Raw genomic sequence first — 25,836 nt, 5'->3', positions numbered from 1 at the left:
CTCAGCATTCACAAGATTGCACCCACTGCTTGAGAATCTGTTGCTTGCTTAATGAAACTCGTTCAATTGCCACCTGTAGTGCGTTGCGATCGCGAAGCGCAAGCTGTACCCAGCTTATCGCAAACACTTTTGATGACTTGAAACATTTCAATATTTTCACAAGACTCCAGGTCTTCAACCATTGCCTGTAAATTCTCCTCGCTCATCCACTCCGACTGTTCGGCGTTACCGCTTAAAACGCTTTCAATAGAAGGGTTTGGAGTATTATCAACACTAGGAGTAACGTCGGTAACGCCTGTTTGAATTAAGTTCCTTGAATTGTCTGTTGGTGGGTTTTCATCATTTTCTGGAAAGTTTTCATTATTTGACGTTACTGGCGGTATCGCAGGCTGGATTGCTTGTTGTGACTCAATTTGAGCGGTAACATCAGCAGTAACAGATGGGGTAACATCTGGTTGTGTGGCGTTACCTTCTTCAAGTGTTGGCATATACACCCAGGCCCGGAGTTTTTTGCCGTTACGAGAGATAGTTTTAGATTCGCATCCCAGGCGTTGTAGGATACCAATCACCCGGCGTTGCTTTTGTTGATCGTTTTGAGCAATATCTAACTTGAGCACTTCTGATAGGATTTCTTGGGTTGTGACTTTGCGGTGGTTAAGCAGGTAGTTGAGAATTGCATCTTCCCAAGGATCGACGAAACGGTAATCCTCATTAGCTGTATGAGCCATTGCTTTTTCCTCCTCGCTCAAATCCCACCGTTCGCCTTGACGGTAAAGTTTGACAGCCGCCGCCCACAGCTTGTCCCGTTCGGTTTCAAGTAACTCGTAGGGGATGCGGGTCGTGAGTACATCCAGCACCCAGTACCGCCTATCCCCTGTCGGGTCGTTGAGCAATTCTTTCTTATTGGTGGTCCCGACAAAAAAGCAGGTGCGCGGTATGGTGATGTTTTCCCTGGCATAGGGTGGGCGGTAGGTATCGTCTTGGGCAGAGAGAAAACGCTTGAAGGATTCTACTGCTCTATGACCGAAGAGGTAATCAATTTCCGCTAGTTCCAGACCCCAAAAGCGCCGCAGTTTGGCAAGTTCGTCTTTATGTGCGAGGTCAAATAGGGAATCGTTGAAGAACTCGTTGCCTACAAGCTTGCGCCAAAAAGTACTCTTGAAGGTTCCTTGCTTCCCATACAAGATAGTCATCGTATCCATCTTGGCTCCCGGTTCCATGACACGGGCAACAGCACCCACAAGAGTTTTCTTCATATATATGTTGGCGATCGCGCTGTCATTACCAAAATAGCGAGCGGCCAGGTCGTTGAGGATAGCCGTATCAATATCTGAGTGTTGGGATGCCACTGAATTGAGATAATCGCGGACTGGATGATATTTACGAGTTGAAGCTAAATAGAAGAGGATATCAATGGCATCTTCCTTACTGATATCCATGTTGAACTCAACAGCCATCGTGGTTTTGATGGTGTCTAGCTCTAAATGCTCCCCATCCAACTCCAGCCGTTGCAACATCTCGTTGAAACGCAGCCTGTGTCCCCATCTTTTCTCGATTAATTGCTTCTTCTTCAAATGGTTGGATGGCTTACCAAAAGGTGGCTCTGGTGCTGATTCCAACTCAAAGGAGCGCTGGATGTGCTGTTGGGAGCGTTTCCTTTGTTCGGTGCGAAACTCTTCTTCTAAGTTACCCATCAGTTTGTTCCAATCGTAAGAAACTTCACCGCAACGCTTTCTCAAGGTTGCCAGTTCTACTGATTTTCGGGGTTCCGGGAGGTGTGCGATCGCACTTCTTGCAATCTCTACCGCTACCCTTGTTGTCAGCTGCTCTGTTTCTGTGGTTGCCTCCCATTCAGAAAAAGAAACAGAGTAATCGAGAATCAAAAGCGTGATTTCTGAAAGAGAAACTCCTGAATTTTCTTGAAGTAGGTAATTTAAGTGGCCCGCACTTTCTTCCAGTAGGTAATTTATGCTGGTTTTGACCCTGTAAACCTTGCAGTTTATCCCAGCTGCTGCAAGCTGCCACCCGCAAGCTTTCACAAGTTCTTCCGGGGTATGCTTTTCAACAACAAGGTAGTGGTCGCCAGGGACAACTTTCTCGCTATCTCCAAACTGAACCAGGTCAAACAGGGATGAGAGGGGACGAGCCGTTAAGGGGTCGGTCACCCAAAGTATTGGTTTTTGGAAAGCTTGAATTGCTGCCGTGCTTGATTCTTCGTACACCCAAGAGTCTTCTACGAAAATTTTCCGTGTAGCACTGTTTTCAACAGAGGAAGAATCTGCTAACGTGTAGTTATATTTCATTTTTGTGTGTGTCTTTGAGTAAACGGCTTGGACATACTGCCCCTGGAGTTGGCGCTCGCGAGGGGCTTTCAAATTTGTTGTGTTAAATCCTACCACGAAATTTGGAAAAATCTACAGTTGATTTAGAAAAAACTAGTACATTTTTCCTATAATTTTTTTACGTGCAAAGAATACTTGCAGTTCTAGCAAATCCTAATCTTCGTACTCTTCCACTGATAGTTGCTCCTCGCGATCGATAACGAATTGGTAGATTTGCAAAACATCGCTTGCAGTATAATTCCCTTTACCAAAGATACTTTCCGCTACAGTTTTACAGGATTCTAAGGTGTCGTGAACGTAGATAAAGCTATCTTTCAGGTGACCTGGAAGCACATCGCCACGGTTCTCGAGCATACGTTCAAACGGATTAGTTTCTGCCATGGAAATTGTTCTCCTTTATAGTTGGCTATCACCGAGGAAACGATATCACACGTGCTAAGCGATCGCTACGGATGGCGTCGCAATCGCTCGCTTATCTCGGCAGTTGTATTGCACCATCCCAAAACCCAAAAGTACGATGACCGAGGTACAGGAATACCCTTGCATTTTGGCGATCGCTCATAGATCCGTTCTCAATTAGTCCTGGATGTGTGAAGCTTCATCCATCACTCCACACTCTTGCTCTATAAAATTCAACAATTTTTCCTCAAAAGGAGTTAGATAAGGGCGTTTGACCTCTCCCAACTGTCGCAAAACGTTGATGGCGGCTTTTTCTAAGTTGCCTTTTTGGCGAAGCTTAGAAATGCGATCGCTAATCTCCTTCATCTGTTGGCAATTAGAGTCTGAATATTCCAAAGATTTCAAATGGTCCATGCTCACGGTGTATTCTCCATCCCAACTCGTTACTGTACAACTAAAATCACCCACGCGGTTAACAATGCTCCAACACCCACCCTTTCCTCTTAAATCTGGATTGTCCTTGACAACAAACTGACAAACTTCTCCTATGCGATAGGGATTTGGTACTTTGGTACGTTCCATGATACGCTGAAACACATCTTTGACGATGCGACCTGAAGGCACTTTATTGCCCGCTTTCTCCACTGCTTGTTGCCATACTTCCCGTTGCTGGTCGGGTTCTAGTTTGGTTAGGGGTCGGACTTGACGTTCGTTGGTAGGTAAAATTTGGGAACCATTGGTTCCTGTTCCATCTTGAATTTGGATTTGGGAACCATTGGTTCCCGCCAACAGATTATCTACAACCTCCGAACCAGCAATTAAATAATTGACATTACGATGAGTAAAACTAAACCGACTTTGGCAGTACTGTTCAAACGTTTTGTGAGTAGAACGATACAAACGTTTATTCCGTAATTCCATCAATGCTTTTCCGCATTCGTAAAAAGAGCGTTCCACCTTGCGCTCTAACTGAAGGCGCAACTGCTGTTCTTCAAGAGTCAGTTCTTCAAATTCAACAACTTCTACCGATACCGTTTCGGTATGTTCTTTTGGTAACTCAGATTTTGGCATAATGAGGGTGCAATTCGTAGAAAAACTTTGAATGACGAACGCACCCCAACAATTGCAAATGCATCCATTGCTTGGGTGCGCCGTCCGCTTTCAACTCAAGAGCACTGCCTAACTCGCTCTTGCAATAGCCCCATCATTCCGACCCAAGCCACCTACAAATCCCTGATGGTCTAGCAGTAAAAAGCTTTCTTCGGGAGTAAAGCACACTGTTTGTGTATTGGGTAATGTTTCAACATCCAGACACAGCACTTCAAAAGTGATGCCAGCAGTAGTGTATTCGGGTTCTGCAATCACCATCCAGGTATTGCTGCAAGCGTGTTGGATGATATCGCCCTCAGTCAGTTGGTCTGCACGAATCGTGCTAGCTTGTGAAGTTTGTGCAATCATAGAGAAAAATCCTGCAATTAGGGTTCTAAAGAGAAAGGCGATTTTAGCTTGGCAGGCGCGATCGCCTTTCTCTCTTACCATATCATAGCGTTATTTGCTATACCTATATCAGTCAATGCTAAATTTAAGAGCAATTGATGCAACTGGTGCATTAAGAAACTGTCTGGTAGCGTTATGCTAGTAGCGTGTAGTGCTATTTCAGAAAATTAATAAGCTGTAATATCTATGAGTGCAGTGTTAAATCCACCAATAGTAGATAAAGTTTGCTGGAAGCTCAGAGAAGTCATGGCTAGGCGAAAGATTACTAACAAGGCTTTGGCGGACGAGATGAAGGTTCATCCTACGACTATTTCTAGACTGAAAACCCAGGATGTATTACCAGAGATTGGTGGTGAAACACTATGTCAGTTAATTAATGCAATTAATAAGCTAAGTGTAGAAGGTTATGGTTCCTGCACCTTGAGCGAACTTGTAGAGCTAGTCATCGAGCGATGACAACCAACACCAGTTGAGAATGTGTTGTGTACGATCGCGCGTTTTGTTGTAAAAACTATGGACGAGTGCAAGAACGGAGCCTTGTACTAAGTGCGATCGCCAAAGCACTTCCTTTCCAATTATCTGCAATCTGAGTAACTTGTATTAAAAAGATGAACTTATCCGGACAGCAATGGAAACAATTACAAGAAGCTCTTCTTGATGCTTTTCCCGATAAGTCATTGTTAGAGCAGATGTTATTATTTGGATTAGATAAACATTTAGACGCTATTGTAGAAGGAGGGAGTTTAGAAAAAATTGTTTTTTCTTTAATCAAAACCGCACTGGCTCAGGGATGGCTTGTTGACCTGGTTCGTGCTGCATATAATTCAAATCCTGGAAACTTAAGCTTAAAAATAGTTGCTGACGAATTGTTAATAAACCCTTTTCAAGATATTGACACCTTAGTGCAAGAGATACGTGAAAAGATAAAACCTTATATAAAAGAGCGTTGCGGCACGATACGAGTGCTAGACATGGCTCAACCTGTTATCTTACGTAAGATTCATACTGAAGTTAATATTAAGGAGAAAATTACTAGAGGTAGCCAAGATAGATATAAGGAAGTACTAGGGTTGCAAGCAATAGAGCAACACGGTAAGCTAACAGTTTTAGGTAAACCAGGAGCAGGGAAAACTACATTTTTAAAATATCTAGCAATACAGTGTATTGAAGGGCAGTTTCAAAGCGATCGCATTCCAATTTTCATCACTCTCAAATATTTTGCAGAAGAATCAAAACAACTAGATATTGTAGAACATATCGCTCGCGAACTATCTGAATGTAAAGTAAAAGATACTCCTGTGAAAACCAAGCAACTGTTAGAGCAGGGTAAAGTATTGGTCTTACTAGATGGGTTAGACGAAGTTCGAGAAAAAGATAACAGCCGCATTATCAGAAAAATTGAAAATTTTAGCCAACAGTTTTGTGATAATAAAATTATTATTACTTGCCGAAAGGCAGCTACAAATTATATATTTGAAAAATTTGTTGACGTTGAAGTAGCAGATTTTAACAATGGGCAAATTGAAACCTTCGCCAATCAATGGTTTAACTATAGAAAATCAGGTAAGGCAGAAAAGTTCATTCAAGAGCTTGAGAAAAATCAGCCTATCAAAAAACTAGCCACTAATCCACTACTTCTTACATTACTATGCTTAATCTTTGAAAAACAAGGAGAATTTAAAAATAATCGCTCTGAATTGTATGAAGAAATGATTAATCTTTTATTAAATAAATGGGATGATAGCCGCAATATTAAACGCAAAGCAATTTATAAAAATTTATCTACTAAAGGGAAGAAAAAATTATTAAGTAAAATTGCGTTTTCAATGTTTCAAAAAGAAAAGTATCGCTTTAATAACAGAGACGTTGAGCACTTAATTTCTGATTACATCTATAATTTATCTGACGCGAAAACAAACTCTAAATACTTTTTTGTAGATACTGAAAAGATTTTGGAAGAAATTGAAGCCCAGCATGGGCTGCTAGTTGAAAAAGACAATAAATATTCCTTTTCTCACTTAATATTTCAAGAGTATCTCACTGCTTGGGAAATTGAAGAAGAGTCTGCTTATGAAGGTTTGGTAGCACGCTTTATTGAGAATGATAAGCGCTGGCAAGAGGTCTTTTTCCTAACTGCTGAAATGATGCAAAATGCTGATGTTTTGTTTTTATTAATGAAGGATAAGATTGATGGAATACTTTCAATTGATGAGAATTTACATAATTTTTTAGAATGGATAAATCAGAAATCTCATTCTGTTAAAGCTTGTTATAAACCAGCCGCAATTCGAGGCTTTTATTTTGCTTTAGAACAAAGATTAATTATAAAAGGGAACGAGCAAAATCAAAATGTATACCAATCTGATATGTTAGTTCAACAGTTTCAATTAGCTAGTAAAATAGATAAATTTCTCGAGTATTCTCTTACACTTGAATTAGATATTGATTATGCTCAAGAATTGGCTCTTGATATAGAAGATTTAGAAAATTCTTGGGATTATCAAGAGCATGAAAGTCTAGTTTATGAATGGGGCGATATCGATCTTTCTCAAATTGAGAATAACGATATTGTAGAAACAACGCAATTTAAATCGAGTGAAGTTCCTCAGGAAACCGATATAGAACAAATGCGGTTTGAACTGAGTGAAGTTACTAAGCGAATTGAGGACTCATCTAGAAAAATGGATCGGGAAATGCAATATGACCTCGATATTGCTGAATATATAATAGCTAGTTTTTATCAGCGACGTTTATACGCTAATGATGTTCTCAAAACTGTTATAGAAAATTTAAGTCTTCAATTAAAAGAACAATTTAGAATTTTAGTTCAATCAATGCATAATAGAGATAAAAATATTGACGATAGTTTTCAAGAATGGTGGAATAACAATTATAAAATTTGGTTTAAACAATTAAAAAAGATTCTGCTGATACAGCATCGAAATATTGGGCATGATTGGCAGTTCAACGATGCACAAAAACAACTCTTGCAACAGTATTATGATGCCAATATGTTACTAGTTGATTGCCTAAAGAGCGATTGTTACGTTAGCCGTGAAGTACGTCAGCAGATTGAGGATACATTGCTACTGCCTACCAACACCACAGGCGATCGCACTTCAAATGCGTAACATAAGTTTATATGCGGGCATCAAAACGATTGCGAGTGCTTTGAAGGTGCGCCGTTCGCTTTCAACTCGCTCTTGCTTTTGACCCCATCATTCCGACCCAAGCCACCTACAAATCCCTGATGGTCCAGCAGTAAAAAGCTTTGTTCGGGAGGAAAGCACAGCTATTTAACTGTTGCATTTTGGTTGAACCTCTCGCTCCCCGCGTTAATCTCACCTCCTCCAAGACCATCGCGTTTAGAAATCATCTATATACTTCTCAAACCATCCTGAGTTTTGAGGAAAAGTGACAGGCTGCGTTTTGAGCACGTCAGGTAGTGATTCATCTTCAAAAGTCAGCATAAAGACAACAGATTTGTTACTGAGCGGATGACGATAGATGCTAGTTATAGTCGCCAGCATTCCCAATCTTTTACCTCCGACCTCAATCCCAGTGTTGGTAGTTTCTGGCTTAACTAAATATGTCACTTTTTCTCCAACAGAGAAGCCACCATAAGCGGCCAGGAAATCACTGTTCTTTTTCTCGTCCATGTTTAATTTTTACAATTAAGCTAGAAATCGTTTTCTTTCGTTAGCAAAGTTATCGTAAGTCTGTTAAATTTGCGATAAGCGCTCTTTCGGCTTGCAAGGGCTGGGCGATCGCGCTCAGGTAAGGCTCCGCGCCATTGCAAGTCTATTAACTTCAGATGAGCTTTCTGTGGGCGGTTATCATGTAGCTCAAATTACCAGTTTGTCAAGTCATCTCAACGACTTCAATGACTATACCGCCAAAGCGGGCTTCATCTGCCCAACATTGAATTCCATCTATATAGCAATCGTGACTTTTGTATTCTTCTTTACTCTCACCATCGGCATAATAAGCGATATACCCACCGGAAAAGTCTTGGTTGTAGAAAACTAACTTCCTACCATTAATATCGGAGGCTTTCTTGGCACAATTGCTACAAACATATTTTGTGTATCTGGGATTGGGCTGGACGGCAGTGCCGCAAATAGGACAATTTTGTGCGGTCATTTGTTTTATGTATGGGGTGTGCTGTCTCCTCATGTTGCTTAACTCAATTTTATACGCCGGACTCACAGAGAGTTTTACAAAACTTTACAATAAGGTGTGCAAGTGGCACAGGGCGATAAGCCAACTGCCTGCGGGAGTACAGCCGTATCGCTCTTTCGAACACACCCTTTTTCAATTAGCTCTGGTTATGTGAAGCTTCATCCACAACTCCACATTCTTGTTCTATAAAACTCAACAATTTTTCTTCAAAAGGAGTTAGATAAGGACGCTTGACCTCTCCGAGGTGTTTCAACATTTTGATGGCAGCATCTTCTAATTTTTTGTTGCTAAGAAGTCGGGTAATGCGTTTGCTTATCTCTTGCATCTGTTCGCAATTAGAATCCGAGTAATCCAAAGATTTTAAATGGTCCATGCTCACGGTATATTCTCCATCCCATGCAATAACGTTACAACTGAAATTATTGACTTGACTAACGATACACCAGCACCCACCCTTCCCTCTAAAATCTGGGTTGTCTTTCACAACAAACTGACAAACTTCTCCTATACGATAGGGATTGGGCACTTTGGTACGTTCCATGATACGCTGGACAACATCTTTGACGATGCGACCGGAAGGCACTTTATTGCCCGCTTTCTCCACCGCTTGCTGCCAGACTTCCCGTTGCTGGTCGGGTTCTAGCTTGGTTAGGGGTCGAACTTGGCATTCGTTGGTGGGCAAAATTTGGGAACAAATTGTTCCCAAATCGTCCTCAATCTGAATTTGGGAACCAATGGTTCCCACCAACAGATTATCTACAACCTCTGAACCAGCAATTAAGTAATTGACATTACGATGGGTAAAACTAAACCGACTTTCACAGTATTTTTCAAAGGTTTTGTGAGTAGAACGATACAAACGTTTATTCCGTAATTCCATCAATGCTTTTCCGCATTCATAGAAAGAGCGTTCCACCTTGCGCTCTAACTGAAGGCGCAACTGCTGCTCTTCAAGAGTTAGTTCTTCTAGTTGAACAACTTCTACCGATACCGTTTCGGAATGTTCTTTTGGTAACTCAGGTTTGGGCATAATGAGGGTGCAATTTTTGGAAAAACTTTGAATGACGAACGCACCCTAACGATTGCGAGTGCTTTGAAGGTGCGCCGTCCGCTTTCAACTCAAGAGCACTGCCTAACTGGCTCTTGCAATGACCCCATCATTCCGACCCAAGCCACTTACAAATCCCTGATGGTCTAGCAGTAAAAAGCTTTCTTCAGGAATAAAGCACACTGTTTGTGTATTGGGCAATGTTTCTACATCCAAACACAGCACTTCAAAAGTAATACCAGTAGTAGTGTATTCGGGTTCTGCGATAACCATCCAGGTATTGCCGCAAGCGTGTTGAATAATATCGCCCTCAGTCAGTTGGTCTGCACGAATCGTGCTATCTTGTGAAGTTTGTGCAATCATAAAGAAAAATCCTGCGATTGGGGTTTAACGAGAAAGGCGATTTTTTTGCTTGGCAGGCGCGATCGCCTTTCTCTTGTCCTTTAATTGTACACTGTTAGCTAATGATGTACAATCAATGACAGCTAATAATATACAAGTAGAATGTTAGGGTTTATGGCAAAAACTTACATGAAGGTCAGACGAACAATAGAGAAAGAAGCCCCAGGATTGGGACAACAAATCAAAAAAGCCAGGGAGGCCGATCGACGTTCATTAGAAGCTATCTGCGCTGAAGCTGGTTTATCTCGCGTTTACTGGTACGACATAGAAAAGGAAAACGTGAGAGATTCGTTACCAGAAGACACTCTCCGCAAGATTGAAAAGGTACTTGGTGTAAATTTTGGGGTGAACTTTGATGTATGAACCCTCATCGGTTGACCCTCTCACTCTTCCCTCACTACCTTTAGAATGGAGCAAAGGACTTCCTGAGTGCCCTGGTATCTACTTTGCCATTGATAGTCAAGGAACAGTCCAGTATATTGGCAGGTCAAATAATATTCAGCACAGATGGTTGCAGCATCACAGGAAACGCCAGTTGGAACAAATAGGAGGAGTTAAAATTGCATGGATAGAAGTGTCCGATAAAACTTTGCTGCCAGTAATAGAAAAAGCTCTCATTGATTGGTTTGACCCGCCTTTAAACCGAAGATTTGCAGTAGTTAGATGTAACACAAATGACAAAGAAAGTCCACCGTTAGTAACCAAAGTTCTTTGGAAGTTAAGAGAAGTCATGAAACAACGTGGAATTACAAACAAAGCGATCGCAGATGAATTAAATGTTCATCCTACGACTATTTCTCGACTGAAAACCCAGGATGTATTACCAGAGATTGGTAGTGAAACACTATGTCAGTTAATTAATGCCATTAATTAAGTTAAGCGTAGAAGGTTATGGTTTCTGCACCTTGACCGAACTCGTTGAGCTAGTCAGCGAGCGATGACAATCAACACCAGTTGAGAATGTGTTGTGTATGATCGCGCGTTTTGTTGTAAAAGCTTAAGACGGATGCAAGAAGGGGGTCTTGTATTAAGTGCGATCGCTTCGCACTTCAGGTATTAAACGTCCGACGCGATTTGATGGAATAGCAATGGGATGAATTTATTGTGCGATCGCACTCCTTGGGTGTGCTGTATTTCGTTACTTTGAAAATTCTGAAGATTATGTTCTTTGCACTGATACGCGCCATCGCATACGCTAAAGTTAAGTAAAGCTATGCCTGCTTGTTTGACTCTGATTGTGTTATGGACTGCGTACAACCACAACATGAAGAAAAAAACATAACCATCTATGACTTGATGGACGAAATTTTAGTAGTTTGTCCCCGTTGTCAGGCGCTAGCACACATTACATCTGCTTGTTCTGAGAGTACATCCGTTCTAACGTACTTTCAAGTACGGCGTCTTATCTGTAGAGGATGTGGATTGAGTAAAGAGTTAGCTGCTCAAGGCTTTGGATACGATTGGCATGCAGATCCCATGCGCGATCCTTTCTTCAGGCTGCCACTGTGGTTACAGACCAAATATCGCCAGTACGTATTGTGGGCATACAATGATCGCCATCTACTGCTGCTAGAACAATATATAGCCAGTTCGTTGCGTGGCTCGAAGCCCGTTCCTAAATACGGATGGCATAACCAAAGCTTGTTTAGCCGCCTGCCTAAATGGATGATTGTTGCTAAACACCGCCCTAGCTTGCTTAAGGCGATCGCCAAACTCAAGCAAGAAAAACTGGGTACAAACTGAGTGCAAACAGCGTTTTTGATTGCCCGTATTCCCCTTGATTACAAAACTTTACAAAAAGTGTGCAAGTGGCACAGCATTTGAGGTAGAGCGATCGCTACATTCTGCCGAAGCGTAACATAATTTAACCTTTATACGCCGGAGTCACATAGGGAGTGCGATCGCCTAACTTTTTTTGATGTCTCACCTTGTGACTGAGAACTGAGAGAGTATGAGGATGCGATCGCGCTTAATAGTTCTGGGGAAACTTGGGCGAGCGTACAAAACTTTACAATAAGGTGTGCCACTTGCACAGCATAATCGTACAGGGTGATCGCCGAGCTATATACACATCAAAATTAAAGAGATCTTCTACAAATGATAGGAAAAACTCTGCATATTTACTACCTCTGGCCTCTTCTTTCATATAAATTATAGAAAACTTACTTTATACAAGTTTTACTTTTTTGTTGGTACCAATGTACTACAAAGCGATAGAATAGTGTTAAGCATTGTTTTGTTAATTGGGTTGCTGGGTGGTTAATATGCGTAGCAAGCTAGAAAGATGGTATCCTGTAACATTCGGATTCTTTATTACCGCGTTATGTTATTTGTTATTTCGCAGTAAACCTTTACCTAGTTCTTTAAAAGACATATTTTCTGCTGCCACAACACTTAGCGGTATTGCAGTAGGTTTTCTTGCAACAGCTATGTCAATATTATTTACAATAAGTAATACATTTGTTGTGAAGCAAATAAAAAATACTAATAAATACACCAGACTAATTAATTATTTTATGGATGCTATCAATTGGTCGTTTTTACTAGCAGCGTTTAGCTTAGTCGGTCTATTTATTGATATTAATAATCTAGGAGTTTGGCAGTGGTCTGCTTTTGGAATTTGGTTATTTACTCTAATAACATCTGGACTTAGTTCTTATAGAGTTATTAGAGTTTTCGCAGCAATTCTACGTGCAGCTAATTAGCATATTTCATGCATTTGGAATATTTCAGATTCCCGCTTTTTCCAAGCATCCCTTAAGGCTATTTGTCTTTCTGGATAAGGGATGTTTCGTTTTTTACTAGATGATTGGATTTTAATGTATTCGCGCATTTTATCTTTTAATAAATCAATAAATATATGCTCGTTATCATCACTAGAACCAGAAATTCTTACAGTTTTTACTTGACTTGAATTTTGATGAGAAATTCTTAATAATGATTCTGCTGCATTACGTACTTTAGCTACAGATAAAGATGACTGTTTTTGACGAGACACCTTTAACTCCATATTAATAGCTGGAGCTTGAAAAACTTTAGTTAAGTTAGCAAATTCTTCAAGACCAGAACTCTCAAAAATACTCATATTTCCTAAAGCAGCAATATTAATATGAAACTTGCTAACACTGTTCATTTTATTAAATCTTTGCATAGCATCCAGTTGAAGAACTGGGTCTAGATAAATAGAAGTATTACTTCCAATCATTAATTCAAAATATTTAGCAAAATTTCCTGGTGATACACCATGCTTATTAGATTGAAGTGCTAAAATCCGAGTAGCTGGATGATAAATAAACGCCGATTGTTCACCTATACCTTCATCATCTGCTAGCTTAAAATCTTCTATAGTACCAGCAAGATTGCCCTTAACAGGTATATTATCCATACGAAGACGAACTATCTCTCCTTCCCAAGTATGCTCCCATCCATATTTAGCCTCATACAAGAAAACAGGTTGAAAACGAACTTCTTGAGACCTTTGAGCGATAGAAATAGTGATAATTTTCTGCAAAATGTCATTAAAAGATAAATTTGATTCCTCGGAGACTGTAACTTTATAGAAGTCAATAGTTAGATTTTTAGACATAATTCGTGACAAACTTGCCAATTTTTAGATAAACACTTTATCTTATAGCAAATTTTTTTGCACCTGTATCAAGACTTTCCGCTTTTTACAGAACGGAAAAATGATAGAAAGGTGCGCTATTCACCTCAATTAATGATAGAAGCAATGTTTGAATAAAGTGCGATCGCATCCCATCACGCCGCCCAATCCTTACACAACAACTCCGCCTGCTGCAGCACTGTCAGCGTTGCCTTCTCCTGCTTGTCTGGTGGGTAGCCGTACTTCCTCAACAGTCGCTTAACCGTTGTCCGCAACTTAGCCCGGACGCTTTCTTTCACAGTCCAATCAATAGTGACGCTACGGCGGATGGTTTGTACGAGTTCGCGGGCAATGGCTTGAAGTGTTTCATCCCCCAGAACTGCAACTGCACTGTCATTGACTTCTAGGGCATCATAAAACGCGAGTTCATCCTCAGTTAACCCCAAATTCTCACCCCGCTTGTATGCTTCCCGCATCTCCCGTGCCAAATCAATTAACTCTGCAATCACCTGTGCAGCTTCAACAGCACGATTTTGGTAGCGACGGACTGTTTGCTCTAGCATTTGGGCAAAGGAGCGAGACTGTACCAAGTTGCGACGGGAACGGGTTTTGATTTCGTCGTTGATTAACTTTTGTAACAACTCCAGTGCTAGGTTGCGAGTTGGCAAACCCCGCACTTCTTCTAAAAATTCATCAGAAAGAATGGAGATATCGGGGTTCTTCAATCCAGCATCCTTGAAAATATCCACCACTGCATCAGATGCCACTGCCTTGGAGACAATTTGTCGGATAGCGGTGTCTAAATCCTCCTGGCTTCTCCCCCCGGCGGTGGTGTGTTTGGCAAAGGCAGCCCGGATGGCTTGGAAGAAACCCACTTCATCGCGAATGTTTATAGCTTCATCACTGGAACTGCATAGAGCAAAAGCTTTCGCCAGTTCGTTGACCGCCTTCATGTAGCGTTGCTTGCCGTCATCCTGTCCTAGTATATGGTCCATTGCAACGGGAATGACCGTAACCCGTTGGGATGGAGTGCCTGTAAAAAACTGCTGGTAATTAAAGCTGTGAAACAGCCCTTTCACCACTTCGTACTTTTCCAACATTAGGGCAATAACTTCTTCTTGAGGAATGCCTGTTTGACCCCTATCGCCTTCGGTGTAATCTTTGAGGGCTTTTTTGAGTTGCTCGGCAATGCCCAGGTAATCTACCACTAAACCACCCGGTTTATCCTTAAATACCCGGTTGACTCTGGCTATATTATCGTAACGCAAAGTCTGAAAAAAATTGTCTGTGGCCAGAAATAGAGAAGAGGTTGCCCGATCATTTACAACCAACGTGCGCTGGCAAAACACCCGTCGGCGATCTCGCCGTCCTTCCCTTTATCTTTCAGCACAATTACCATCAGTATACCGAGAAATATTTTTTTTAAAAATAAAAATATTGACTCGTGCTTTTCAGCATTATCACTTAAATTTTTACCAAAGATAAAGATTAAAAAAAGACTTTTTTTAGACAGTGCAAAGACTCCTGTTATCTGGGAACTCTTGAAGAGAGGATTATCAGTTTCATAGGAAACAGGTGTAATGGCAGCGGAACGGTTACTGCAATTAGGTGATATAAGAGACATTAAAAACCCGGAGAAAATAGCTTCTCTATTTAGAAAAATTGGTTACAACACTTTTACACAACAGTTAGCTGTTGATGAATTAGAGTTACCAGCCCGCAGTGCCGAGGCTGTTTGGAATGCTTACTTAATTGCTGACCACCAAAAGGGCAGCGAATCGCTCCAAGTCTTGTTGTTTCAATTACAAGGTGATGAATGGTCGTCTCCTGGTTTGGCTGGTAACAGAATGCGGTCATTGGCTCAAAGCTTGTGCAGGCGTCCTACGAATTTCTTGCTCTTGGGGACGAAGGATTACGACCAGCTGATGTTGGTCAATCCCCGTAAAAGTTTTGATGCTCAAATGAATCTCAAAGTAGGCATCCGCAAACTATTAATTGACCGGACTAACCCAACGAACTACGACAGAGATAGACTAGAAGCAATAGCCGCCCGTAACTTTTCTCCCCAAGAACTTTACCAGGTTCAGTGTGATGCTTTTGATGTTGAAAAACTTACCAAGCAGTTTTATCGGGAGTACCATGAAATCTTTGAGGAAGTCAAGCGGGTCATCAAAGCCAATAACCGCCACTCCTACTTTGAAGACCCCAGCCGCTTGCACCAGTTTTCCCAACGGCTTTTAGGACGGATTATGTTCCTCTATTTCCTACAGAAAAAGGAATTTTTGGGAGGAAACCGGGATTTCTTAAGAACCGAGTACCGCAAACTCAGGTCGGAATCGGAAGATCCGGATTTTTATCAAACGATATTAGAACCACTGTTTTTTGACACCCTCAACAAACAACGTCCCAACCACGATTCCCCTTGGGGCAAGATTCCTTACCTTAATGGTGGTTTATTTGACCGCGACTACGGTGATGGAATAGTTGACGCTACAGATGTAGCTACACCCTCACACATTCATCTACCCAATTCCCTCTTCGACCCTTCCAATGAAAAAGGAATTCTTCAGTTCTTTAACAGCTACAACTTCACTATCTCTGAGAATATTCAGGGTGATGAAGAAGCTGCTGTTGACCCAGAGATGTTGGGTAAGGTCTTTGAAAACCTCTTAGCATCTGAAGAAAGGGGTCAAAGCGGCACGTTCTACACCCCACGGGGAATCGTTCATTTTATGTGTGTGGAATCCCTCAGTTGCTATTTGGCAGACACCAGCGGTGTGGATGTTGAAGTTATCAAACAACTTATAAATGTTGACCTAGATTTACCAGACAAGCAGTTCAAGCAACTTTTAACCAACGAACAAGCCAAAAAACTCAAAAGAGCTTTGGAGTCTGTGAAAATTTGCGACCCTGCAGTGGGATCGGGTGCCTATCCTTTAGGTATGATGCAAGTGATGCTAGCAGTCCGGCAGGCGATCGCCAGACGGGAGGGCATAACGGTAGAGCGTGGCAGTCTTGCCATTAGCGAGTGGAAGCGCGATATCATTGCCAACAACTTGTATGGAGTGGACATCAAACCTGAAGCCATTGAGATTGCTAAATTACGGATGTGGTTATCGCTGATAGTGGACGTTCCTAATATTGAGGATGTAGAACCCCTGCCCAATCTCGACTATAAACTTATGTGTGGAGATTCACTGATTTCTACTATCCACGGTGAAAGACTGATTCCCGACCCTACCAAAGACCTGCAAATAGTACTGAACGTAACGCCCATACACGAAGCCATCCAACCTCTAATAGACTTACAACATCAGTACTTCGCTTCTCAATCTGATGAACGCAAATCCCTGCGAGAACAAATTCTAGAAGCAGAAAAGAACGTTTTTCGAGTCGCGATTGGATACCGCCGTCAGTACTGGGAAACAGAGTACCGCAAGTTACAACAAGATATACAACGGATGAAGGGCAAAGCTAGCCGCACCCAAACCCAAAAGCAGCAGGAAATAACTACCAAGTTACAAGAGTTGGACGCAGTAGCAGCTGAAGTCGAACGGGGAATGCGATCGCTTAGCTTCTTCCAATGGCACTTGCATTTTAATAAAGTGTTTCAGCAAAAGGGTGGGTTTGATATTGTGATTGGAAATCCACCGTATGTCAGACAGGAGAAGTTGAGTGAAGAGTATAAAAAGCTTCTGAAGATTGAGTTTCCCGATTTGTTCAAAGGAACTGCTGATATTTATACTTATTTCTATGGGCGTGGTGTCAATCTACTACACAATGGTGGATATTTAACATATATCAGTTCCAACAAATATATGAGGGCTGGTTACGGCGATAAGCTACGCCAGTTTTTAGGTAACCAATCGACAGTACACCAACTCATTGACTTTGGTAATACTGCTGTTTTTGAAGCGATCGCATACCCCAGTATAATTTTAGTTAGCAAAGCACTACCCTCAAATCAGCAAACTCAGACCTTGACATGGGAAGCAGGGCAATCAGTTGAACAATTAAGTTCGGTATTTCGGGCTAATAGCTTCTTGATGACTCAAAAGGAATTAACTCCTGATGGTTGGCGGTTAGAAACTCCATCTACGTTGAGGTTATTAGAAAAGTTGAGAAATACAGGGTTACCTTTAGGTAAGTATGTACAAGGGCGATTTTACTATGGTATTAAGACAGGATTAAATGAGGCTTTTGTAGTAGATAGAGCAACACGAGACAAGTTAATTGCAGAACATCTTTCATCTGCGGATGTGTTAAAACCTTTTTTAAGGGGAAGAGACGTAAAGCAGTGGCGAGTAGATTTTGCTGAACAGTACTTAATTAAAATAGAATCATCAGAAAATAAACAACATCAATGGTCTGGTAAATCAGCACAGGTAGCTGAAAAAATCTTTGCTAAAAGTTATCCAGCTATTTATAATCATTTTCAATTATTTCGCTCTAGATTAATGAACCGTGATGACCAAGGAAAGTATTTTTGGGAATTACGATCTTGTAAGTACTGGCAAGAGTTTGAACAGCCAAAGATTGTTATACCTGCCATAGCACAAAATGTTGAATATGCAGCTGATTCTTCTCAGTTCTTTAGTAATGATAAAACATCTATTTGTATAATTGATAACGTTAATTACTTGCTTGGACTTCTCAATTCCAAAGTATTATGGTGGTTTATTCAACAAATTGCATCAACCAAACAGGGAGGATTTTACGAATTTAAGCCAATGTACGTTTCACAGTTACCTATTTCTGATGCCTCTGTTATTGAGCAGAAAACTATAGAATTTTTAGTTCAAGCATGCTTAGATGCTAAAGGGCAAGGAGTTGAAAATTGGGAGGCAGAGATTGACGATCGCGTTGCTCATTTGTATGGGTTAACATCTGAAGAAATAAAAATTATTCAAGGAGAGTAACAGTTATGGGTTCATTGACCAGTGCTTTGCAACCTTTTCTAAATTGGATGAGTTTGATAAATATCGTTGTGCTCATCATTTTTTTAGGAATAGGAGTTAAAGCAGCTTTTTTCTTAAGAAGCTTTGTCTATTTCATTCTCGCTCCAGTTTGCCTCATTCTTTTTGCTAGTACATTCTCTAATTTGTTACCTGAAATGTATCCGGGAGTTATTAATTATATTTGGACATTAGCTCTAGGATTTGTTATGGGTAAGGTTGTCTACTGGATTAGTCGTCAACTTTTCTGACTTTTCACGGCATCTGGAAAACGCCATTTTGAGCTTTTCTCAAACCTTGATTTTTACGTTAGCTATTTTCATTAATTTTGAGCTATTGAGAATTAACCTGTAGAAAAAGTCACGTTATTTCGAGGTTTGAGAACTTCCCGTGAAAAGTCAGGTCAACTTTTATCGAGTTTGTGAAATGCTTACTAAAACTATTGGGTTCTCCTTACTAAAGTAATTAAAACAATGCCCCTCCCTGACTATATAGACAACGATCGCCACAAACTTGAAGTGATTCTCAAAGAACTCATCCTTAACGACAACCAGACTGACCTTGATATCGCCACCGGGTTTTTCCGCATTGAAGCATGGATGAGGTTGGAGGATGCTTTTAACCAACTCACCAATCTGCGCTTGTTGATTGGACGCGACCCTGCTATCTTGCCCGCAGAACTCAGTACCATTGATTTGGTGCGCTATTTCCGTCAAAGCGTTCAAGGTCAGTTAGAGGGAGAACCGTTTAATCTGGGTTACAAACGGCAAATTGACCGCTTGATTGACTACTTAAAGCAAGACCACATTCAAATAAGGTTGTTTGGAGCTTTGGGCGATAAGACACCATTCCTCCACGCCAAAGCTTATATCTTTGATGACTATAGTATTATTGGGTCCAGTAACTTAACCCCATCGGGTTTGGATGGCAACACGGAGCTTAACGTGTTGATCAAACAAGGTGCGATCGCCCGTGACTTGAGAACCAACTGGTTTGAAAAGTTCTGGCAACACGACAGCGTTGACACCAATTACAAAACCAAGCTCATTGATGCTCTCAATGCTTCCAAGTTTGGTAGTAAACCTTACACCCCGTACCAGGTGTTTGTCAAAGCATTGTACGAATTGTTTAAGGAAGATACCGTCCTCACTGGGAGCGATCGCACGTCTTTAGAACTTGCGAGTTTCCAACAAGAAGGGTTTGAACGAGCTGTCAGACTTCTCGAACGCCACCGCGCTTGTATCGTGGCGGACGCTGTTGGTCTTGGAAAAACGTTTATTGGGTTGAGGTTGCTGGACCATTACTTGATTAAAGATAAGCGTCCCGGTTACGTTCCTCGTGCAGTGGTGATTTGTCCTGCTCAATTGCGAGAATTGGTATGGTCGAAAAAGCTGGATGAATTTGGCATCAAGGCAGATGTCATCTCTCAAGAAGAAATCAGCCGCAAAAGCTTTAACGTCAAACAGTTCAGTAAATATGACCTGGTAGTAGTGGACGAATCTCACAACTTCCGCAACTCCTCTACCAACCGCTATCAAAACCTCCAACGGCTTATTGGCAGTGGCAAGCGCAATAAAAGGGTAGTGCTACTGACAGCAACACCCATTAATAACAGCATCTACGATCTGTACCACCAAATTCTACTCCTTACCCGCAACAATGAAACCTATTACAGGGAATGGGGCATCTCCAATCTCAAAACTTACTTCCAATCTTTAGCTAAAGGTAGCGTGGAAATTACCGAACTCCTGCTGCAAACAATGGTACGTCGCAGCCGTCAAGATGTTATCAAACGACAGCAGGCAGGCGAGCAAATTTTTATTACTGGTAAAGAAATTCGCTTTCCCAAACGCCAGTTAGAACAATTTACTTACAACTTTGAAGATAGCTTTCAAGGGCTGTATGCAGGCATTGCTAACCAAATTGACAAACTCAATCTAGCACCTTACAACATCCGGGCATTTAAGAAAAAGAAAAACCAACAAGACGAAGCCCAGGTTAAGCGCAACGAAGCTCTAGTCGCCCTCATGAAATCGCTATTTCTCAAACGCTTGGAAAGTTCGCTCATCGCCTTTGAAAACAGCATCTCCTATCAACAGCAGTTCCAACAAGCTTTTGATGCTAATTTGCAACAGGGTAGACTTTTAGACAGCAGCACGTTTCGCAAACTGTTATCAGCAGAAACTGATGAAGAAGAAAATGTTGAAATTAACGAGCTGATCGACTCTTTAGCAGAGATTGATGCATCGGATTATCAACTTAACCAACTGCGATCGCAAATTGCAGAGGACTGTCAAACACTAGATGACATCCTCCTCAAACTCCAGAAAATACGGGTATCTGTTGCAGCCCACCAAGACTATGACCGCAAGCTAGCTGCTTTCAAAGAACTTCTGCTACGGCTCAAAGGTCAAAAGGTCTTGGTCTTCAGTTATTTTAAAGACACAGCCGATTACGTATACAAGCAGCTGTTGGGCGATGAGCAATGGCTCGCACAAATGCAGTTACCCATCATCGATATTATTACCGGAGAGACACCCAGCAAGCAGCGGTTTGAAAAAGTCAAGCGCTTTGCCCCTAAAGCCAATATTACCAAAACCAATTTGGATGAAGAAGAGCAGGAAGAACTCCAGCAAATTGATATCCTTATCTGTACAGACGTACTTTCCGAAGGTCAAAACCTACAAGATGCAGGGGTACTGGTAAACTACGACCTCCACTGGAACCCAGTGCGAATGATTCAACGTGCCGGACGGATTGACCGACTAGGTACGGATTTTGAGGAATTGTTTATTTACAACTGCTTCCCCGAACAGGGCTTAGAAATACTCTTGGGACTGGTTGCTAGACTACAACAAAGGATTGCCATGATTGACCGTGAAGTGGGGTTAGATGCCAGCGTCCTTGGTGAAACCATTTCTGAACGTAGTTTGGAGGAATTGCGGAAACTCAAAGAAGCAGACACCGATGCAGAAAAAGCAGAAATTCTAGAGGAACTCGAACAAGCGATCGATTTAGTGTCCCTTGATGAGATGAGATTCCCCTTACTGGAATTTATCAACCAAGTGGGAAAAGAAGCTGCTGAAGACATTCCCCTGGGAATCCACAGCACCCGTACTACCAAAGATTTAGATGGCATCTTTCTTGCTTTCCGCGTCCGAGATAGGCATTTTTGGCACTTCTACCCCCGCGTCAATAACTTCATCTCCACAGACCCCACCAAACTCCAAAGCGAGAAACGCCAAATTTTTAAGTGGCTGCAGTGTAAAGCTAGCGACTTTCCCCATCCAGATGAACTACCACCCGTCAAATTTGATAACGCCATTTTTGCCGTGCTAGATGGTGCAGTCCGCAATCTATTGTCCGATCTCCAACGCCGACAAACAAGCGGACTCCTCAAACCAACACTATCAAAACTGCTGCAAAAGATTCAAACTGCCCTCACTCAACCCAATCTGTTTAGAGTTGATGCCACAGACACAGAAGTCAAAGAGCGAGTCTTACAAACAATTGCCTCAGTCAATCTCCGTACCTATGAAAGAGATATTAAGACCATTTGGGAGAAATTTGTTCAAAGCCAAGACATTGGTACATTAGTATCAGATTTGGACGAACTGTTTGTTGACCAGCAACTGTATGAGGAAACAGAACCAGAAGATGGCGATCGCATACTATCTGCGATTAAAGAAGAGGAGGTACAGTTAATTTGCTATCAGTGGTTCAAGCCAGGTTAATACTTATTTACTGAAAGCCGCAATTCTATTCAAGAACTAACACAAGACAGGAGTGATCGCATCCCGTCACCATACCAAAGTGAGTTTCCCCTAGAACTAAAATGGTGGAGTGCAATAAACTAGGATTGTAAGAGATGAGATCAACCTTATCGTACCTACAACTTGAGTTTCCAGATTTTTTGCATTTCACTACAACTTAAGTTATCTTTGAATAGCTTCCACAATTTTTCTCTAAAAACTGTACTTATGACTATTGATATCTATGCATTTTACAATAACAAAGGCGGTGTTGGTAAAACAACACTTTGTTGTAATGCAGCAACATTGTATGCAGAAAATAATCCGAAGACCCAAGTATTAGTTATTGATATGTGTCCTCAAGCAAATATATCTCAATTTTTACTAGGAGGAGGTAGAAGAGGATACCAAGTGAATCAAAGGTTACAATCCTCATCTACTAGAAAAAATATCGTTGGGTTCATAGATTGGCTTTTAAAGGGAAACTCAAATTTTCGGAGACTTAATACTTCATATCGAGTTAAAGTTTCTCCTTTCAATGAAAATATTTCACCCAATCTATATTTAATAGCTGGTGATTCCTTCTTAGAATCTCTCTCATTAGCCTTAAATTATGCTGTTATTAATCCTGCTAACATAAGAGCTTGGTCAGAATATATGACAGCAATTAAAAGACTTTGTGAATACGAATTTGATAGTGAAAAATATAGTAATATAGTTGTTTTTATAGACTGCAATCCCAGCTTCTCTATATATACACAAATGGCTTTAGTTTCCTCCGATAAAATTGTCATTCCAATGATGGCAGACTATAGTTCACTTGAAGGAATAAAAAGTCTTTTTACACTACTTTATGGCAAATATCCTTCGGCTGCTTTAAAGCAGTATGCTGATGATATAATTACTTTTAATAAGCAAGTAAATGGTTTTAACTTACATCTACCCAAAATTTACGAATTTGTTTTTAATAATTATACTATTAAAGATGGAGTAGCAACAGCATTTGATTCTATCAGAACCGAATTAATTCAATTTTGCTACGATCAATTTAACAATTTCCCACAACTATTTCAGCCTTGTACAGTTACACCAACTTCTGTGACAGAATGGGAAAATTTTTATGTTTCAGATATAAAAGATTTTCATACATCAGGTAAAGTATCATCATCTCTTGGAATACCTATGTTTATTCTTCCAAACCAAACTAAGTATGAAATGCCAGATGGAACGGAAGTAAAACTACCGAGTGCTAATTATGAAAAAGCTTTAGAAGATATCAAAAATTTTGTCAATAAGATAAATTAAACGGATTTGTTTTTGAGGTTGGTGTGACACAAACGAGAAAGTATGTGCCTTTTCCCAACCTTTTGGCAGCCCCATAAGTTACCTCAAAACGTACCAAGCGTGGGTACGATCACATGATAGCAAGAAATTTCCTCGTTATCTCTAGTAGGGATGAAAACCGTTCATACAGACTAATACATCCTCAACCGCTTTCACCGCAAGGTTTTCCGATACCTGGTACAGCATCGGCAAGCGCGATCGCACGCTTGCAAGAGTCGAAGAAGCTGGGGTTGTATCCCAACCTGAGGGCAGTGTACTTGGAGGGAAGAAGGATGAAGTATAAAAAACTTTATATTCATGAATCCTCAATAATTCTAGGGAGCCAACAAGTGTACTCTTGGAAATCAGCCCATCAAACATGAAGTATAGCTATATACTTCTGTTTGGAATTGTTTATGAGCAAGTGGCGCAAGAAGTTTGCTAGCGTGCTTAATTCTTCACTAGAACAAAAGCAGGTTTTCTTGACTGGGCAAAAATTACTGATATATGTTGCTATTGTAGTTGGAGTGATTGCGATTTTTTCATCTCTGTACCGATTCGATTGGGCTGGCTTCGGACCGGACTCCAATAAATCAGTGAGTGTAGAGGAAGCGATCGATCCCAAAAATGGAGCCATTATCAAACTTACGAAAAAAACCGAGCACTTTCAGTCAGGTAAAACTCTTTGGGATTGGTTGCAATTGTTTGGTACGCTTGCAGTTCCAGTTTTGTTAGTTATTTTAGGAAATCAGTTGCAAAGTAAAGAAAAAGAAATAGCAGATACCAATCTACGTGAAGAATCTTTACAAGATTACATTGACCGTATGTCAGAGTTGTTGCTAGACAAGAATTTGAAAAATTTAGCTATTGATGACCCTTTACGAGATACAGCATTAGATGTAGCACGTGCTAGAACTTTGTCGGTACTGCGGAGGCTGGGTAAAGATAAAGAACGCAAAGGGAGCGTTATTCGATTTTTAATTGATGTAGAACTGACAGGTGAGTTTAGTTTGAGTGATGCGTATCTTGAAGGTGCATACCTTGAAGGTGTTGACCTTAAGAATGCCTACTTCAGCAATGCTTATTTCAAAGATGCCTATCTCAATGGTGCTAACCTTACTAATGCTAACCTCAGCAGTGCCAATCTTAACGGTGCTAACCTCACTGGTGCAAACCTTAACGGTGCAAACCTCATTGGTGCCAATCTCAACGGTGCCAATCTCAACGGAGTCCAACTTACCAGTGCTAAACTCGCTAATGCCCAGATCAACGATGGTCAGCTCAACAGTGCCAACCTGAGTGGTGCTAACCTCCTTAATACTAACCTTCTCAATGCCAGCCTTAGCAATGCTCATCTTGAGGGTACCCATCTCGAAATCGCCATGCTCGAAAGGGTTAACTTCTCTGGTGCCAACCTCAAAGGTGCTAATCTTAAAGGTGCCAACCTTAAAGATGTCAATCTTAAAAATGCTGAGATCGAAAATACTTGCTTTATTAATGTTAAAAACTTAACACCAGAACAAGTTAAACAAGCTAAAAACTGGCAGCACGCAATTTACGATCCTAAATTTCTCGCCATGCTTGAATTACCATCAAATCCAGCAACATAAGCAGAAAGCATTTAAGTAAGTGCAGGTAAAAATGATTATATGGTTATGTTTAAGAATTAGTGCTAACAACTGAGACTTTAAATACTACCCGAGCGGCTGTTCTGAGTTGGTGCTTGTAAGCGGTTGAACCTCAACCCAAACTTCTTCCTCACCAGATGGCTCAGCACTTTCCACTGGAACTGGCTCGAAAAGCAAACGAGTTGGCTCAGTAATTTTACGTGCGAGCGATCGAAGTGAAAGGGAGCGATTACGATGAGTGCCGTATCGCAAGCTCGCACCTTCAGAATGCGTAGTAAGTATAAGCTACTAGAAAATTCAACTATCTCCACCTCAACAGTTACGATCTGGGGATAATTAATAGCACGTTTTTGTAAATAATATAAATAAAGATAAAGTCAACCAATAATTAATAAATTTAATCTTTCTCTTTCTTAGCCTTGCGAAACTCCGTTAAAGCTTGAAAAACCTTTTCAGGGTCAAAACCTCCAGAATTTTGGATGTTGACCGCGATTTCGCTGTTTAGGCTCACAAAAGAGCCAGTCACTACGGTCAATCCTGATTCTGCAAGCCCAAATATTTTTGATTTTGACTCAGTTGGCAATTCGCGAATTTCTTCAGCTAATAATTTCTCTTTCTCCTCAAGTGGAAGCTCGTTTATGAGTCTTTTAATATCATCTAATGTCACAAAGTTTACATTTTCCAAAGCCATATAGTATTTTGTA

At 41.0% G+C, this 25,836-nt stretch carries 26 protein-coding genes; 13 read left to right on the top strand and 13 right to left on the bottom strand.

Annotation, left to right across the window (positions count from 1 at the left end; genetic code table 11):
* Positions 1 to 62: 62 nt before the first annotated feature.
* A complete protein-coding gene (locus tag F7734_RS10415; protein WP_155744594.1) occupies positions 63 to 2,303 on the bottom strand; it encodes a virulence-associated E family protein in 2,241 nt (746 codons plus the stop codon).
* Between the two features lie 192 nt (positions 2,304 to 2,495).
* Positions 2,496 to 2,723: a hypothetical protein gene (locus tag F7734_RS10410; protein WP_155744593.1), complete on the bottom strand. Its 228-nt coding sequence runs from the start codon at positions 2,721 to 2,723 to the stop codon at positions 2,496 to 2,498.
* Between the two features lie 21 nt (positions 2,724 to 2,744).
* Here F7734_RS10410 and F7734_RS10405 point away from each other — a divergent pair, with 21 nt between their 5' ends.
* Entirely contained in the window at positions 2,745 to 2,906 is a 162-nt protein-coding gene (locus F7734_RS10405; RefSeq protein ID WP_155744592.1) for a hypothetical protein, read from the top strand.
* A gap of 12 nt (positions 2,907 to 2,918) precedes the next feature.
* On the opposite strand, the gene F7734_RS10400 is transcribed toward F7734_RS10405, so the two are convergent.
* Both F7734_RS10400 and F7734_RS10395 read right to left on the bottom strand, forming a co-directional pair.
* On the bottom strand, positions 2,919 to 3,812 hold the full coding sequence (locus F7734_RS10400) for a hypothetical protein (protein WP_155744591.1): 894 nt from the start codon (positions 3,810 to 3,812) through the stop codon (positions 2,919 to 2,921).
* Between the two features lie 108 nt (positions 3,813 to 3,920).
* Positions 3,921 to 4,280, bottom strand: a complete 360-nt coding sequence (locus F7734_RS10395) for a hypothetical protein (protein WP_155744590.1) — start codon at positions 4,278 to 4,280, stop codon at positions 3,921 to 3,923.
* A 144-nt stretch (positions 4,281 to 4,424) separates the two neighbouring features.
* Here F7734_RS10395 and F7734_RS10390 point away from each other — a divergent pair, with 144 nt between their 5' ends.
* Positions 4,425 to 4,694: a helix-turn-helix transcriptional regulator gene (locus tag F7734_RS10390; RefSeq protein WP_155744589.1), complete on the top strand. Its 270-nt coding sequence runs from the start codon at positions 4,425 to 4,427 to the stop codon at positions 4,692 to 4,694.
* 152 nt (positions 4,695 to 4,846) lie between these two features.
* A complete protein-coding gene (locus tag F7734_RS10385) occupies positions 4,847 to 7,369 on the top strand; it encodes an effector-associated domain EAD1-containing protein (protein ID WP_155744588.1) in 2,523 nt (840 codons plus the stop codon).
* Between the two features lie 234 nt (positions 7,370 to 7,603).
* Here F7734_RS10385 and F7734_RS10380 read toward each other — a convergent pair whose 3' ends face one another.
* From F7734_RS10380 to F7734_RS10365, 4 genes are all read right to left on the bottom strand, one after another.
* Positions 7,604 to 7,897 (bottom strand): hypothetical protein, encoded by a 294-nt coding sequence (locus tag F7734_RS10380; RefSeq protein WP_155744587.1) that lies wholly within the window; start codon positions 7,895 to 7,897, stop codon positions 7,604 to 7,606.
* Between the two features lie 202 nt (positions 7,898 to 8,099).
* The gene (locus F7734_RS10375) at positions 8,100 to 8,381 is read right to left on the bottom strand and encodes a hypothetical protein (protein ID WP_155744586.1); all 282 of its coding nucleotides are present in this window, start codon (positions 8,379 to 8,381) and stop codon (positions 8,100 to 8,102) included.
* Between the two features lie 175 nt (positions 8,382 to 8,556).
* Entirely contained in the window at positions 8,557 to 9,450 is an 894-nt protein-coding gene (locus F7734_RS10370; RefSeq protein ID WP_155744585.1) for a hypothetical protein, read from the bottom strand.
* 102 nt (positions 9,451 to 9,552) lie between these two features.
* On the bottom strand, positions 9,553 to 9,831 hold the full coding sequence (locus F7734_RS10365; protein ID WP_155744584.1) for a hypothetical protein: 279 nt from the start codon (positions 9,829 to 9,831) through the stop codon (positions 9,553 to 9,555).
* A 153-nt stretch (positions 9,832 to 9,984) separates the two neighbouring features.
* On the opposite strand from F7734_RS10365, the gene F7734_RS10360 reads away from it, so the two are divergent.
* The 3 genes from F7734_RS10360 (at position 9,985) to F7734_RS10345 (ending at position 11,613) form a co-directional block, all read left to right on the top strand.
* On the top strand, positions 9,985 to 10,233 hold the full coding sequence (locus F7734_RS10360; protein ID WP_347566156.1) for a helix-turn-helix transcriptional regulator: 249 nt from the start codon (positions 9,985 to 9,987) through the stop codon (positions 10,231 to 10,233).
* Positions 10,226 to 10,744 (top strand): GIY-YIG nuclease family protein, encoded by a 519-nt coding sequence (locus F7734_RS63285; RefSeq protein WP_243146794.1) that lies wholly within the window; start codon positions 10,226 to 10,228, stop codon positions 10,742 to 10,744. Before F7734_RS10360 ends, F7734_RS63285 begins: the two co-directional genes overlap by 8 nt.
* Before the next feature lie 368 nt (positions 10,745 to 11,112).
* Complete coding sequence (locus tag F7734_RS10345; protein ID WP_155744583.1) at positions 11,113 to 11,613, top strand: TFIIB-type zinc ribbon-containing protein; 501 nt, start codon at positions 11,113 to 11,115, stop codon at positions 11,611 to 11,613.
* Between the two features lie 128 nt (positions 11,614 to 11,741).
* Here F7734_RS10345 and F7734_RS10340 read toward each other — a convergent pair whose 3' ends face one another.
* Complete coding sequence (locus tag F7734_RS10340; protein ID WP_155744582.1) at positions 11,742 to 11,897, bottom strand: hypothetical protein; 156 nt, start codon at positions 11,895 to 11,897, stop codon at positions 11,742 to 11,744.
* Positions 11,898 to 12,134: 237 nt separating this feature from the next.
* On the opposite strand from F7734_RS10340, the gene F7734_RS10335 reads away from it, so the two are divergent.
* Positions 12,135 to 12,575, top strand: a complete 441-nt coding sequence (locus F7734_RS10335) for a hypothetical protein (protein ID WP_155744581.1) — start codon at positions 12,135 to 12,137, stop codon at positions 12,573 to 12,575.
* Here the strand turns inward: F7734_RS10335 and F7734_RS10330 are convergent.
* Both F7734_RS10330 and F7734_RS10325 read right to left on the bottom strand, forming a co-directional pair.
* Positions 12,572 to 13,456: a DUF6731 family protein gene (locus F7734_RS10330; protein WP_155744580.1), complete on the bottom strand. Its 885-nt coding sequence runs from the start codon at positions 13,454 to 13,456 to the stop codon at positions 12,572 to 12,574. The genes F7734_RS10335 and F7734_RS10330 overlap by 4 nt on opposite strands.
* A gap of 173 nt (positions 13,457 to 13,629) precedes the next feature.
* On the bottom strand, positions 13,630 to 14,742 hold the full coding sequence (locus F7734_RS10325; RefSeq protein ID WP_243146792.1) for a DUF3387 domain-containing protein: 1,113 nt from the start codon (positions 14,740 to 14,742) through the stop codon (positions 13,630 to 13,632).
* A gap of 312 nt (positions 14,743 to 15,054) precedes the next feature.
* Here F7734_RS10325 and F7734_RS10320 point away from each other — a divergent pair, with 312 nt between their 5' ends.
* The 6 genes from F7734_RS10320 (at position 15,055) to F7734_RS10295 (ending at position 25,114) form a co-directional block, all read left to right on the top strand.
* A complete protein-coding gene (locus F7734_RS10320; RefSeq protein ID WP_155744579.1) occupies positions 15,055 to 18,393 on the top strand; it encodes a TaqI-like C-terminal specificity domain-containing protein in 3,339 nt (1,112 codons plus the stop codon).
* 5 nt (positions 18,394 to 18,398) lie between these two features.
* Complete coding sequence (locus tag F7734_RS10315) at positions 18,399 to 18,680, top strand: hypothetical protein (RefSeq protein ID WP_155744578.1); 282 nt, start codon at positions 18,399 to 18,401, stop codon at positions 18,678 to 18,680.
* A 222-nt stretch (positions 18,681 to 18,902) separates the two neighbouring features.
* Positions 18,903 to 22,163: a helicase-related protein gene (locus F7734_RS10310; protein ID WP_155744577.1), complete on the top strand. Its 3,261-nt coding sequence runs from the start codon at positions 18,903 to 18,905 to the stop codon at positions 22,161 to 22,163.
* Positions 22,164 to 22,409: 246 nt separating this feature from the next.
* Positions 22,410 to 23,486, top strand: coding sequence for a ParA family protein (locus F7734_RS10305; RefSeq protein WP_155744576.1), 1,077 nt, complete (start codon positions 22,410 to 22,412; stop codon positions 23,484 to 23,486).
* 113 nt (positions 23,487 to 23,599) lie between these two features.
* Positions 23,600 to 23,887 (top strand): hypothetical protein, encoded by a 288-nt coding sequence (locus F7734_RS10300; RefSeq protein WP_155744575.1) that lies wholly within the window; start codon positions 23,600 to 23,602, stop codon positions 23,885 to 23,887.
* A 33-nt stretch (positions 23,888 to 23,920) separates the two neighbouring features.
* Complete coding sequence (locus F7734_RS10295; protein ID WP_155744574.1) at positions 23,921 to 25,114, top strand: pentapeptide repeat-containing protein; 1,194 nt, start codon at positions 23,921 to 23,923, stop codon at positions 25,112 to 25,114.
* Between the two features lie 84 nt (positions 25,115 to 25,198).
* Here F7734_RS10295 and F7734_RS10290 read toward each other — a convergent pair whose 3' ends face one another.
* Together F7734_RS10290 and F7734_RS10285 are read right to left on the bottom strand one after the other, a co-directional pair.
* Positions 25,199 to 25,384, bottom strand: coding sequence for a hypothetical protein (locus F7734_RS10290; RefSeq protein ID WP_155744573.1), 186 nt, complete (start codon positions 25,382 to 25,384; stop codon positions 25,199 to 25,201).
* Between the two features lie 145 nt (positions 25,385 to 25,529).
* Positions 25,530 to 25,823 carry a hypothetical protein gene (locus F7734_RS10285; protein ID WP_155744572.1) on the bottom strand — a complete coding sequence of 98 codons (294 nt, stop codon included), beginning with the start codon at positions 25,821 to 25,823 and terminating at the stop codon, positions 25,530 to 25,532.
* Between the last annotated feature and the right edge of the window lie 13 nt (positions 25,824 to 25,836).

It is taken from the genome of Scytonema sp. UIC 10036 (assembly GCF_009725235.1).
Note: the sequence above shows the minus strand (reverse complement) of the source record. Positions and strands in the feature narration are given on the sequence as shown.